This is a genomic window from Leeuwenhoekiella sp. A16 (genome assembly GCF_047946675.1).
GTDB lineage: Bacteria > Bacteroidota > Bacteroidia > Flavobacteriales > Flavobacteriaceae > Leeuwenhoekiella.
This window is the reverse complement of sequence record NZ_CP172313.1, coordinates 2,149,771-2,163,118: the sequence shown is the minus strand read 5'-3', so window position 1 is coordinate 2,163,118 and position 13,348 is coordinate 2,149,771. Positions and strand designations below refer to the sequence as shown.

Here is a 13,348-nt window from a genome sequence, read left to right as displayed (position 1 = left end):
TATATCAAAGTATTTACCGGCATACAAGAGAACTTACCGTTAACATAATTTTCAGAAGACTTTGTATTGCCATTTGTTTATTTTTGTAATACAAGCTTATAATAAATGCTAAAACAACAACTCAATTTTAAACTTTCGCAAAAGCTATCTCCTCAACAAATCCAGTTGATGAAGCTTATACAATTGCCTACACAGGCGTTTGAGCAGCGCATTAAGCAGGAACTTGAAGAAAACCCTGCATTAGACAGTGGTAAAGAAGAGGTAAAAGATGAGTTTGATGAGTTTGACAATTCTGTAGATGACACCTATGAGTCTGAAACCATAGAGACAGACATAAATGTTGACGATTACTTATCTGATGACGAAATACCCAGTTACCGGCTTAATGCAAATAACTACAGCGCAGATGATGAAGAAAGGCAGGTACCTTACGCTTCCGGAACCTCATTTACTCAACATTTGCAAAACCAATTGAACACTTTTCGTTTAAACGAAGAAGAGTGGGAAATCGCAGAGTTTTTAATAGGCAGCGTAGATGACAGCGGTTATTTACGTAGATCTTTAAGCGATATTATGGACGATCTTGCGTTTACGCAAAACGTATATACTACAGAAGATAAGATCGAGAAAATTCTCATGCTGGTGCAAGATCTCGACCCTGCAGGCGTGGGTGCGCGCAGTCTTGAAGAGTGTCTTTTAATTCAGCTTAAGCGAAAAACACCAACAGAATCTGTTTCTCTAGCTATTGATATTCTTGAAAAGGCTTTTGATCATTTTAGCAAAAAGCATTATGCCAAATTAACTGCAAAGTTTGATGTTACAGAAGATCAACTTAAAGCAGCTATTGCCGAAATTGAACATTTAAACCCTAAACCGGGAAGCTCTTACTCCAGCAATACTAAGGTTGTAGAACATGTTGTTCCAGACTTTACTATTAAAATAGTAGATGGCGAACTAGAATTAACACTTAACGGTCGTAATGCTCCAGAAATGCATGTTTCGAGAGAATATAGTGATATGCTAAAAGGTTATAAAGCGGCTAAAGAGAAAAACAAATCTCAAAAGGATGCGGTTATGTTTATCAAGCAGAAACTGGATTCTGCTAAATGGTTTATTGAGGCGATCAAACAAAGACAGCAAACATTATTTGTAACCATGAGTTCGATAATGTACTATCAAAAAGAATACTTTCTTACTGGTGATGAACGCAATTTGAGACCAATGATCTTAAAAGACATTGCTGACGAAATTGATATGGATGTTTCTACGGTATCAAGAGTGGCAAATAGTAAATATGTTGACACTCCTTATGGAACGAAGCTCATAAAAGAATTCTTTAGTGAAAGTATGACCAATGATCAAGGGGAAGAGGTTTCTACCCGAGAGATTAAAAAAATACTTGAAATAACAATACAGGAAGAGAATAAGCGCAAACCACTTACAGATGATAAGCTTGCGAAGATTCTTAAAGATAAAGGATATCCTATTGCAAGGCGTACGGTTGCCAAGTATCGTGAACAACTTGATGTGCCTGTAGCCAGATTACGTAAACAGATTTAATGAAGACATTTCTTAAAAGCTTTTCATACATTTTTCACCCTTTGTTCATGCCGATGCTTGGGGTCGTTTTATACTTTTGGATTACACCAAAATTTGTACCTGAGCCTTTTCTGTATGCTAAAATTTTAGCTTTGGTGATACTAACGATTGTGGTGCCACTTTTATTTTATTTCTTACTTAGAAATCTTAAAATGGCTTCGTCTGTTTTTCTTTCAGACGTAAATGAGCGTAGAATACCGTTATTGTGCAATATCGTTTTAACTCTTACAATATTAAAGATTATAATAAACGGCTATGAATTTCCTGAGCTATATTACTTCTTTATAGGTATTTTATTTTCTTCAGCGGTAAGTTTCATTATGGTACTATTGCGCTTTAAGGTGAGTCTGCACATGGTAGGCATCTGCGGAGTGATCATGTTCATTATTGGCCTAAGCCTGCATTACTCCAGTAATTTATTATTATTCATTGCCCTCTTAATATTTGCAGCAGGAGCATCTGCTTCTTCAAGATTACAAGCCAGTGCGCATACTAATGCAGAATTGATTATAGGCGTTCTCGTGGGACTTATTCCGCAGCTGGCAATTCTCTATATCTGGCTATAAAATATAGAACATCAATCCCAGTTTAAACGTATTTATATCTACAGGTGTATTATCTGTTGTGGTGGCGTCTTTAAAAAATGAATTTAGGCTGTAGTAAAAGTGAAAGTTGAACGTATCATAGCCAAAGGTAAATGTAGCACCTAGACGGAACGGATCAAATTCTGCCACATCTGTCTGAATTACATGATTTCCCGGTTGCTCAAAATTGAATTTGTACGCATAGACGTAACCCAATTCTAAACCACTATAAATACGCCAAAACTTATTATTTACTGCAGTTGATGTGCGCCATCTAAATTGTATAGGCATTTCTACCAGATAGGTACTAAACCAGTTTTTATCATATTCATTTTGCGAATCTAAAACCGTAAAGATTGATGTTTCGCTCTCAGCCTCTCCTACAAACAGATTTTGATTATAAGTATTCATTGAAAAACCTAATCCTACACCTATCGCCAAATTACGTCTTTCATTAAAAGGCATGTCTCTTATAAAACCTGTATGCAATCCCCCACTAAAACCATTCTGCTCCATACCTGCCGGAGTATTTGTTAACAGGTTAAAGGTTATACCAAAATAAAATTGATCCTCTCTGTAAGCCGTATCAATCACACTATCTTTTGCTATTTCATTTTGTGCCCAAAGACTTGCTGACATTAGTAATATACAGAATAGAAAAAACGGTCTAAATCTATAAAAATCGGCTGTAGACATATAAAATTAGAAGTATAAAAAAACGTCCTGAAATAATCAGGACGTGTAAATTTTTAAGATTGCTCGTTATGATAAGCAGAAAACATTAGTTGCTTGTTACAGCGTCTCCTGATTTTGTAACGTAATTAATTTTAAGAGCATTCGCTTTTCTCAATTCCTGCTTAATATCAGAAACAAGACCCATGTTGGTATCTCCATCTACTTTTAAAGCAGTAGTAAGAAATGGCACTAGCTCTTCACGCTTAGCAGCTCGCTCTTCGTAAATGAAATTTTGTATTTCAGCTACATCTGCGAACTTATCATTCAACTGTATTTTGGCTTCTTTACCCACAGTTGACTGAAATCTCTCACTAGGCTTACCTGCATAAATATACATTACCAAATCTTTCTTATCAAGCTTTTCAACCTGATCTGCTGTTGGTAAATTATTATTAACCATAAGCGTAGTCTCCCTCATGGTAGTCGCAACCATAAAGAAGAAAAGTAGCATAAATACAATATCAGGTAAAGATGCTGTAGATATAGCTGGTAACTCTCCCCCTTTTTTCTTCGTGAATTTTGCCATTATTTAATTTTTAAAGGTTCTTAGCTATTACTTCTTAGGCTCTGCTTCAGAAAGTTTTTCTGGATACATTTCTCTAATACGCTCAATTCTTGGTTCCAGCTTATCCTTGTTAGCCTGAGAAGTTCTAGGATCATTGTAACGTGCTTCCATCTCAACAAAATCCATACCATATGCCTTTTGAGCTTCTCTGTCTCTTAATTGATTGTAAGCAGCAACTAACTCATTTTGTACTGAGATGTAACGCTTATAAGAGGTACCTCTGTTGTTCACCAAAGATATAATAGCCTTTTGTGGATTAACAGAAGATGATTCGCTCTTACTGCCTTCACAATAACTACAAGCATCATCACCAGTACCTGCACCGTTATCTAAGAACTCAACAGCTGCCGCTCTTAAATCTTTAAGATCCATCAATTCATCTTCAACAAGTAATTCATCATTACTGTTAACGTTTACAACGAAAAGATTACGCTCTTTGATCACCGGTGGTGGTGGCTGATTCTCGTCCTGTTCTGGTGGCAATTTTCTACTAATACCACTATCTGTCTCAATTGTTGTTGTTACCAGAAAGAAAATGAGTAGTAAGAAGGCAATATCTGCCATCGAACCTGCATTTACTTCTGGGGCTGATCTTTTTGCCATAATAATTAAGTTTTACTTTGCTAATTTCTTAACTCCTGAGAAAACCATAGCAAGAATTGCTACGACTGCCAGAATATAAAAAGCATAAATACCTGCCTCAACCCAATGTGAACCAGAAGCAGATAATACTTCACCATCTCTCATTTGCACTTCTTCACCGCTAGATAAGGCATAAGAAATACCTATGACAGCTAAGAAAGCGCCCAGACCTATTAAAGTACTCTTTAAACTATCTGCATGTGTAAATAAATTTACCAAAACAAAACCGATAACAAATATTAAGATTATAAGTAATGTCGCGTACGCAATATAGATAAACGGAGTAACCAGGCTGTTTTGCAGATCTCCTGAAGCTGTGATAGCCTCATCACCCGCAAGGAGTATTCTGATTAGCCATATTCCTCCCAAAAGAGAGAGAATATAAGCTATAATTTTTAATACTTTATGTAACATAATATATGTGTGTTATTAAAGGATTATTACTTTTTGTAACGTACAAGTAAATCGATAAGTGTGATAGAAGCATCTTCCATATCGTTTACTATACTATCGATTTTTGCAATGATATAGTTGTAAAAAATCTGAAGTATAATCGCTACTACAAGACCAAATACCGTTGTTAAAAGTGCTACTTTAATACCACCCGCAACAAGTGATGGTTGCATATCTCCTGCAGCTTCAATTTTATCAAATGCCTGAATCATCCCGATTACAGTACCCATGAACCCAAGCATAGGCGCAAGTGCGATAAATAATGATACCCAAGATACGTTTTTCTCTAATTGTCCCATTTGAACACCACCGTAAGCAACAACAGCTTTTTCTGCAGCGTCAATACCCTCGTCCATACGGTCAAGACCCTGATAGTATATAGATGCTACCGGTCCTCTTGTGTTTCTGCAAACTTCTTTAGCTGCTTCTACACCACCGCTGTTTAATGCATCTTCTACATCCTGAGCAAGTTTCTTAGTATTAGTAGTTGCAAGGTTAAGATAGATAATTCTTTCAATAGCAATAGCAAGTCCTAAAATAAGACAAAGAAGTACGATACCCATAAATCCAGGTCCCCCTTCTATAAAACGTTTCTTTAATTCTTGTGTGAACGACAAATCCTCGGTTGCATCATCATCTGCGGCAGTAGTAGCAGCTTCATCTTGAATGGCGGTTAGAACCGGTGCGGTTGTCGTAATTAGACTTGCAGTATTTGCATTGGCTGTAAAGTTACCTAAAGCGATTACAGCTGTGATTACTAGAATAGAAAATAATCTTTTCATTGCTCTTGATCTTAAAAATTTAGTTAGTAAAGTGATAAAGATATAAAATTAATTGTTTAAAATTTAAAATTTAGCAGAGAGGAAGGGATTCGAACCCTCGATACGCTTTTGGCGTATACACACTTTCCAGGCGTGCGCCTTCGACCACTCGGCCACCTCTCTATTAGCTACAAAAAACATTCTAAAATGTCTAGGTACGCACTGAAAATTACGATTGCCAAATAACAAAAAAAATGTCAGTTCCCAAAAGAGATAAAACATTAAAAAAGCTAAAATTTAGCTCATCTCCCCTCTAAGTGGTGTCTCAAAGATAGTCTTAAACACCTTTGGCGCCAAATTTTGTCCCAGCAGATACATCATTTTAGTAATTGCTGCTTCTATTGTGACGTCTTTCCCTGTAATTACGCCTATTGCACGCAACTGTGTACTCGTCTCATAATTACCCATTTGTACACTACCCGAAATACACTGACTTACATTTACAACCGGCACACCATTTTCTATAGTTTTTTTAAGCAAATTGATAAACCAGGTATGTGTCGTTGCATTTCCGGCTCCAAATGTTTTTAAAATTATGCCCCTGTAGGCTAATTTTTCAATCATTTCTGTTAAAATTTTCTCGCTTATACCGGGAAATAGATGAATAACTAACACATCTGTCACTAAAGAATGATGCACAACGAGCTCTTTTCTGCGTGCTCGCAGTAATAATTCATCATTTATCGTAAGATGTACTCCTGATTTTGCGAGGTAAGGATAGTTAGGAGACTGAAAAGCCTCAAAGTGTTCTGCGCTTAATTTTGTCGTGCGGTTACCGCGGTAAAGCTTATACTCAAAATACAAACAAACCTCTTGTATGTATGGCTTTTTCTTTCGCTGAAGCGAAGCTAATTGTACCGCAGTAATTAAATTCTCTTTTGCATCTGTCCTCAAATCACCTATTGGCAATTGTGATCCTGTAAAAATTACCGGCTTCTTTAAATTCTCTAACATAAAACTTAAAGCTGAAGCTGAGTAACTCATCGTATCACTACCATGCAAAATCACAAAACCATCAAAAGCATCATAATTACCTGAAATAACATTACAGATCTGGCTCCAGTATTTAGGTTCCATATTTGAACTGTCTATAGGCTCGTCAAAAGCAGATGTTGATATGTCACAATCAAGAAGGCGCAACTCTGGTATTTTTTCCAGAAGATCATCAAAGTTAAAAGATCGTAAGGCGCCCGTATCAAAATCACGTATCATACCTATGGTACCACCGGTATAGATGAGTAATATTTTAGGCGTAAAACTCAAGACAACTTCTCCTTATTGATAACAGGATTTGCATACATGAGTAAAAAGCTGTCAAGAGCTACTTCATTTGCAACATCAATTCTGCGCTCAAGACGTCGCTCAAAAGCTCTTTTATCTTTATCTGTATAGGCGTGAGTATATTTTTGGGACTTATTATAAAGATCATAGGCCACATAATTAGACGGCCATAACTTGTAATTAGAACGAATCACATTATCTATTTCCTGCGCCAGCTCTTGTAATTTATCGTTGTCTGAAATGGCTTTCGCCGAAATACGGTCAAAAATCTCATCATTTAACCGATTTACGGCCATATGAACCCGTTTTTTATTTCCTAAAGCTCCTCGTAATATGCTGTTAAAATCTTCATTATCGCTCTTCACATATTCTACCTCTTCTATTTTAGCCACTAATTCAGGCACTTTCAACACATCTGTAGGATCAAATTCATAAGAAATAGAAACGGGTGTAATCCTGAGACTTTTAAGATACTGTATGGGTTCCTTCTCACCTTTCGCCATAGCGATCATCTTTAGAACGCCTTGCTGTGTCTTATCATCGCCGTCTTTAGTGCGACCTTCTCGTTGTGCCATCCATATAGACTGCCCACCCTGCAACAAACTTTGTATATATTCTGAAAGCAACAGAGAACTCTTTAACATCTCTCTGGGCGAAAGACTACGCTGAACCAAAAAATTTCGGTTAAGTCTGGAGAGTGCCATTAAAAATGATTTTTTTACTAAATTATCTCCTATAGCCGAAGCGGTCATTACCAGATCATGCTCATAAAGCGCAACATTAATCAATGAAGTATCCAGAATAATATCGCGGTGATTTGATATATAGAGATAAGGAGTGTCTGCTTCTAAACCATCAAACCCCGAAGTAGAAAAACCATCTGTACTCTTTTCTATCACTTTTGAAACTGAGCGATAGATCACCCTGCTTTGAAAATCATAAATAGAATGACAACTTTCTAGCAATTGCATTACCTCATCATCGCTGAAATCTGGAAACGTAAATTGAAGCAAGGCCTTAAACATAGGATGCCTGGCAAAGTGCCGCAGCGATTCATTTACCTCACTGTCGTGATAAGGGCGTATAGAGTCAAATTTTGACACAATGATCTAGGTTGGTTAGTATAGATTTCATAAAAGCGGCAACAAATGAACAAAAAAAATTATTCATTAGCCAAATCAAAAATTTTGAGTGTGTTTTGAGCTGTTATTTCAGCTACATCTTCAACAGGTAAATTATATATTTCTGCCAGTTTTTGCGCCACCTTATCAATATAAGCACTTTCATTTCGCTTACCGCGAAAGGGTGCCGGCGCCAGATAAGGCGCATCAGTTTCTAGTACAATGTGTTTAATATCAATTTGATCTAAAAACTGATCAATCTTTCCATTCTTAAATGTAACGACTCCGCCTATTCCCAGTTTCATATTATAAGAGAGTGCCTGATGTGCTTGTTCCAGAGTTCCTGTGAAACAATGAAAAACACCTCTAAGATCTTCTGCTTTTTCAGATTCAAGAACCTCAAAAACCTCATCAAAAGCATCTCTACAATGAATCACGATGGGGAGATTTTTGGCTTTAGCCCACGATATTTGCTGCTTAAACGCCGATTTTTGAATCTCTAAGGTCGATTTTTCCCAGTACAGATCAATACCTATTTCGCCAACAGCGCAAAACTCCCGCGTTTCTAATTGATTCTTCACATGATCAAGCTCTTTCGCAAGCGTATCTTCTTTTACATGTGTTGGGTGCAGACCCGCCATTAAATGCATATTGCCGGGATACTCATCTTCTAGCGCGTACATTCCTTCTGTGTATGTAGAATCTATAGCTGGTATCATGAACCGCTCAACGCCTACTTCAAAAGCGCGTTCTATCATCGCTTCTCTGTCTTCATCAAATGATTCGCTATATAAATGAGTATGTGTATCTATCAATCGCATGTAGCAAAAATAAACTTTAAGAGAAGTCAACAGAGAAACTTTAGTAAAGATTTAGAACCTTTAGCTATATTTTAAAGTATGTTTGTTTGAGTTATCCATATTAAAGAATACCATGACAACCTCCCTCCGCAGGTTCCTTACCCAAAAAAATTACGTACGCGTACCTCTTACAGAAACCGGAACCGGGCATTTAGAATTTAAGGCGACAATTAATAATATAGAAGGAACTTTTATTCTTGACACCGGCGCATCCAGTTCATGCGTAGGTTTTGAAGGTGTGGAAAAATTTAAATTGTTTGCTAAAGAAAGCGAAGTAAAGGCTGCAGGCGCAGGCGCTATTGATATGCTAACACAGATCTCACAAAACAACATTATACAGATAGGAAAATGGACAAAAAAGAATGCCGAAATTGTGCTTTTTGATCTGTCACATGTCAATACCGCTTTAGAAAATCATAAAGCAGAACCCGTCAACGGCATTATAGGAGCAGATATTTTAAGAGAAGGACAGGCAGTTATAGATTATCAATACAACTGTTTCTATATAAAGTGAAAACAAATTTTTTATAAAACGAAAAAAGGCAGCCAGATGGCTGCCTTTTTATTTTTGAACATTCTTAAAACCTATAATTCTAGAGATTTAAGCACATTATTTTCCATTAATAATTCTTCAGGATTCTCAAGAGCCTCTTTAACAGCTACTAAAAATCCAACAGATTCTTTACCGTCAATAATTCTGTGATCATAAGAAAGTGCCACATACATAATAGGAGCTACAACAATACCACCATCACGTACTATAGGACGCTCTACAATATTGTGCATACCTAAAATAGCACTTTGAGGAGGGTTAATAATGGGAGTAGAAAGCATACTACCAAATACACCACCATTTGTAATTGTAAATGTACCACCGGTCATTTCATCTACAGTGATCTCACCATCTCTGGCTCTCAAAGCAAGTCGTTTCACCTCAGATTCAACTCCGCGGAAACTTAAATTTTCAGCATTTCTTATAACAGGAACCATAAGACCTTTAGGTCCTGAAACTGCAATAGAAATATCTTTATAATCAAAAGTGATTTTTTCTTTACCGTCTATCATTGAGTTGACATCAGGATACATCTCTAAAGCGCGAGTTACTGCTTTTGTAAAGAAAGACATGAAACCTAGACCTACACCGTGCTTATTTTTAAAATCGTCTTTATATTTTTTTCTTAACTCAAAAATAGGGGTCATATCTACTTCGTTAAAAGTAGTAAGCATAGCAGTTTCATTCTTAGCAGAAACAAGACGCTCTGCTACTTTACGCCTAAGCATAGAAAGTTTTGAACGTGTCTCTCCTCTATTTCCTGTCCCCGGAGTTCCCATTGATGGTTTTGCCTGTACAGCATCATCTTTTGTGATACGACCATCGCGGCCCGTACCTTTAACTTCTGCACCACTCATCCCCTTCTCATCAAGAACTTTTTTAGCAGCGGGAGATGGTGTTCCCGTAGCGTAAGTTTTGCTCTCTTTTTCTTTATCCTGGTCTTGTTTAGGGGTAGTAGATTTTGAAGGCTCCTCAGTTTTGGCTTCAGCTTTAGGTTCTGTCTTTTCTTCTTTTTTAGAAGACTCCTCTTTTGCGCCTGGCTTCTCAGCTTCTGTGTCTATAAGACAAACTACCGCTCCTACTGCTACCGCATCTCCTTCTTCCGCTTTAAGCGTAATGATACCGCTTGCTTCTGCAGGAAGTTCAAGAGTTGCTTTATCACTATCAACTTCTGCTATTGCCTGATCTTTTTCAACATAGTCACCGTCTTCTACAAGCCATTGAGCGATTTCAACTTCGGTGATAGATTCTCCCGGTGAAGGGACTTTCATTTCTAAAGCCATAATTCTAGTCTGTTACTTATTTTTTGTGCCCCAAAAGGCATTTTTTATTAGTCTTTATTAATATTGAATACGTCTTCCATCACACGCAGATGACGCCCCTTGTACCTCACTGAACTTCCTGCTGCCGGAGCACCATAGAATTTTCTGCTACATACTCTAAATTCTTTTGCTTCTGGTAAATGCATCAACATGTGGCCGTAAGCACCCATATTACGAGGTTCTTCCTGAGCCCACACAACATCATCTGCATTTGTGTATTTACTTATCGCTTTGCGCATTTCTTCTTTAGGAAGCGGGAACAGCTGCTCTACTCTTACTAAAGCTACATCATCACGACCTAATTCTTCACGTTTATCAAGAAGATCGTAATAAAACTTACCTGTAACAAAAACCAGAGTTTTTACCTTATCTACTTCTACAGATGCATCATCAATCACCATTTGGAAACTTCCGTTTGCCAGTTCTTCTTTAGTTGATACAACTTTAGGATGACGCAATAAGCTCTTAGGCGTGAAAACGATCAAAGGTTTTCTAAAAGTCGTTTTCATCTGTCTGCGGAACAGGTGAAATAAGTTTGCCGGGGTTGTGCAGTCTGCAACATACATATTGTCTACGGCACACATTTGTAAATAACGCTCCATACGCGCCGAACTATGTTCTGCACCCTGACCTTCATAACCGTGTGGCAATAACATGATAAGGCCGTTTTGCAATTTCCACTTGTCTTCTGCAGCAGAAATATATTGGTCTATCATTATTTGAGCACCATTGCTAAAGTCACCAAACTGAGCCTCCCAGATAGGAAGTGTATTAGGACTCGCCATAGCGTAACCATAATCAAAACCCACTACCCCGTATTCTGATAAAAGAGAGTTGAATATATAAAAGTGACCTTGATCTCCTTTTAAATTATTGAGAAGTACTATTTCTTCTTCACTATCTTCAACCTTGGTCACAGCATGTCTATGTGAGAATGTACCTCGCTCAACATCCTGTCCTGTCATACGCACATCAAAACCTTCTTTAAGCAATGAGCCATAAGCAAGCAACTCACCCATCGCCCAGTCTAGGTTGTTATCTTCAAAAAACATTTTTTTACGCTGCTCAATTAAACGGGCAATTTTGCGTAAGAACTTTTTCCCTTTAGGAAGTTGTGTTATAACCTCTGCGATCTCAGTTAGTTGATCAATATCAAAAGTAGTATCGATATCGGCCATCATTTCATCCTGAGTCGCCTGCGCAAAACCTTCCCACTCATCCTGCATAATAGCTGTGATGCGGGTGGTTTCTTCTTCTCTTGATTTCTCTAATTTTTCTTCAAGAGAATCTTTATATTCTTCTTCTAGTTTTGCAACATAACCTTCATCAATAATCCCTTCAGCGATAAGCTTTTTAGCATAAATATCTCGTGGATTATCATGACTTGCAATAGCCTTGTACAATTTAGGCTGCGTAAATCTAGGCTCATCACCCTCGTTATGCCCATATTTACGGTAACCTAATAAATCTATGAACACATCGCGACCAAATTCCATACGGAAATCAAGCGCAAAAAGTGCTGCATGAACAACCGCTTCAGCATCGTCTGCATTTACGTGCAATACTGGTGAAAGCGTAGTTTTACCTACATCTGTGCAATATGTTGATGAGCGCGCATCCAGGTAATTAGTTGTAAAACCTATCTGGTTATTAATTACAATATGAATCGTCCCTTTAGTTGTATAACCATCAAGATTAGCCATTTGCACCACCTCATAAACCACGCCTTGTCCTGCTATGGCAGCATCACCATGCACAACAATGGGTAATACATTGTTAGGTTTACTAGAGTGATGAAGATCTTGTTTAGCACGAGCTATACCTTCTACAACAGCTCCTACGGTCTCAAGGTGAGAAGGGTTAGGCGCTATATTAAGGTTGATCTCTTTCCCGTTTTTGCTTTTTCGTTTTGACGTCCAGCCTAAGTGATATTTCACATCGCCGTCAAATATCTCCTGGTCGTAATCTTTCCCGTCAAACTCGCTAAATATATCCTTAGCGTTCTTACCAAAGATATTAGTCAACGTATTAAGACGACCCCTGTGAGCCATCCCCATCACAAATTCTTCTACACCTCTGTCTGCCGCTGCATCTATAATAGCATCAAGCGCGGGGATAAAACTCTCACCGCCTTCAAGCGAAAAGCGTTTCTGACCTACATATTTTGTGTGAAGAAACGTTTCAAACGAAAGGGCCTCATTAAGTTTTTTAAGAATATGCTTTTTTGTCTCTGCTGAAAAATCTGGGTGGTTATCGTTTACATTGAGCTTATCCTGAATCCATTGAATCTCCTCAGGTTTTCTAATGTACATATACTCAACACCAATTGCGTCACAGTATATCTTCTCAAGATGAACAATGATATCACTTAGCGTGGCAGAACCTATACCCAATATCTGTCCTGCTGAAAACGTTGTACTAAGATCATCACTAGAAAGCCCAAAATTCTCTATATCTAGAGTTGGCGTATATTGACGCCGCTCTCTTACAGGATTTGTTTTTGTAAACAAATGACCTCGAGTGCGGTAACCGTCTATTAATTTTACAACCTGAAATTCCTTCTGCAAGGTATCTGGCACTACCTCCTGAGTGGGAGCGGGTGCAACAGCCTCACCGTTAAGGGAGCCGTTTTCTTCCATACCAAAGTCGAAGCCCTGAAAAAAGGCTCTCCAACTAGGTTCTACACTATCAGGATGTTGTAAATATTGATCGTATAATTCTGCAAAGTATGCAGTATGAGCTGCGTTTAGAAATGAAAATCTATCCATTTTAATATTTAAGCTGTCGATTTTAAGGGCAATTACTATACAAA

General features: G+C 37.7%; 13 protein-coding genes and 1 tRNA gene. 3 read left to right on the top strand and 11 right to left on the bottom strand.

Annotated features, from left to right (window positions below; all coding sequences use genetic code 11):
• The first annotated feature begins 105 nt into the window (after nucleotides 1–105).
• Together rpoN and ACH3O9_RS09345 are read left to right on the top strand one after the other, a co-directional pair.
• Entirely contained in the window at nucleotides 106–1,560 is a 1,455-nt protein-coding gene (rpoN, locus tag ACH3O9_RS09350) for an RNA polymerase factor sigma-54 (RefSeq protein WP_416446582.1), read from the top strand.
• Nucleotides 1,560–2,165: a hypothetical protein gene (locus tag ACH3O9_RS09345; RefSeq protein WP_416446580.1), complete on the top strand. Its 606-nt coding sequence runs from the start codon at nucleotides 1,560–1,562 to the stop codon at nucleotides 2,163–2,165. Before rpoN ends, ACH3O9_RS09345 begins: the two co-directional genes overlap by 1 nt.
• Here ACH3O9_RS09345 and ACH3O9_RS09340 read toward each other — a convergent pair.
• From ACH3O9_RS09340 to ACH3O9_RS09300, 9 genes are all read right to left on the bottom strand, one after another.
• Nucleotides 2,160–2,822: a porin family protein gene (locus ACH3O9_RS09340; RefSeq protein WP_416446578.1), complete on the bottom strand. Its 663-nt coding sequence runs from the start codon at nucleotides 2,820–2,822 to the stop codon at nucleotides 2,160–2,162. The genes ACH3O9_RS09345 and ACH3O9_RS09340 overlap by 6 nt on opposite strands.
• A 142-nt stretch (nucleotides 2,823–2,964) precedes the next feature.
• On the bottom strand, nucleotides 2,965–3,444 hold the full coding sequence (locus tag ACH3O9_RS09335) for an ExbD/TolR family protein (RefSeq protein ID WP_416446576.1): 480 nt from the start codon (nucleotides 3,442–3,444) through the stop codon (nucleotides 2,965–2,967).
• 27 nt (nucleotides 3,445–3,471) lie between these two features.
• Nucleotides 3,472–4,086, bottom strand: a complete 615-nt coding sequence (locus ACH3O9_RS09330; RefSeq protein WP_416446574.1) for an ExbD/TolR family protein — start codon at nucleotides 4,084–4,086, stop codon at nucleotides 3,472–3,474.
• A gap of 12 nt (nucleotides 4,087–4,098) precedes the next feature.
• On the bottom strand, nucleotides 4,099–4,539 hold the full coding sequence (locus ACH3O9_RS09325; protein WP_416446572.1) for a hypothetical protein: 441 nt from the start codon (nucleotides 4,537–4,539) through the stop codon (nucleotides 4,099–4,101).
• 26 nt (nucleotides 4,540–4,565) lie between these two features.
• A complete protein-coding gene (locus ACH3O9_RS09320) occupies nucleotides 4,566–5,360 on the bottom strand; it encodes a MotA/TolQ/ExbB proton channel family protein (RefSeq protein ID WP_416446570.1) in 795 nt (264 codons plus the stop codon).
• A gap of 74 nt (nucleotides 5,361–5,434) precedes the next feature.
• Nucleotides 5,435–5,522, bottom strand: a tRNA-Ser gene (locus ACH3O9_RS09315).
• Nucleotides 5,523–5,636: 114 nt separating this feature from the next.
• The gene (locus ACH3O9_RS09310; protein WP_416446568.1) at nucleotides 5,637–6,662 is read right to left on the bottom strand and encodes an asparaginase; all 1,026 of its coding nucleotides are present in this window, start codon (nucleotides 6,660–6,662) and stop codon (nucleotides 5,637–5,639) included.
• Nucleotides 6,659–7,783 carry a 1-acyl-sn-glycerol-3-phosphate acyltransferase gene (locus ACH3O9_RS09305; RefSeq protein WP_416446565.1) on the bottom strand — a complete coding sequence of 375 codons (1,125 nt, stop codon included), beginning with the start codon at nucleotides 7,781–7,783 and terminating at the stop codon, nucleotides 6,659–6,661. Before ACH3O9_RS09305 ends, ACH3O9_RS09310 begins: the two co-directional genes overlap by 4 nt.
• Before the next feature lie 59 nt (nucleotides 7,784–7,842).
• Nucleotides 7,843–8,622: a TatD family hydrolase gene (locus ACH3O9_RS09300; RefSeq protein WP_416446563.1), complete on the bottom strand. Its 780-nt coding sequence runs from the start codon at nucleotides 8,620–8,622 to the stop codon at nucleotides 7,843–7,845.
• Between the two features lie 112 nt (nucleotides 8,623–8,734).
• On the opposite strand from ACH3O9_RS09300, the gene ACH3O9_RS09295 reads away from it, so the two are divergent.
• A complete protein-coding gene (locus ACH3O9_RS09295; RefSeq protein WP_416446561.1) occupies nucleotides 8,735–9,175 on the top strand; it encodes a retropepsin-like aspartic protease in 441 nt (146 codons plus the stop codon).
• Nucleotides 9,176–9,246: 71 nt separating this feature from the next.
• On the opposite strand, the gene odhB is transcribed toward ACH3O9_RS09295, so the two are convergent.
• A complete protein-coding gene (gene odhB, locus ACH3O9_RS09290; protein WP_416446559.1) occupies nucleotides 9,247–10,497 on the bottom strand; it encodes a 2-oxoglutarate dehydrogenase complex dihydrolipoyllysine-residue succinyltransferase in 1,251 nt (416 codons plus the stop codon).
• 47 nt (nucleotides 10,498–10,544) lie between these two features.
• Nucleotides 10,545–13,304 carry a 2-oxoglutarate dehydrogenase E1 component gene (locus ACH3O9_RS09285; RefSeq protein ID WP_416446557.1) on the bottom strand — a complete coding sequence of 920 codons (2,760 nt, stop codon included), beginning with the start codon at nucleotides 13,302–13,304 and terminating at the stop codon, nucleotides 10,545–10,547.
• Nucleotides 13,305–13,348: the final 44 nt, after the last annotated feature.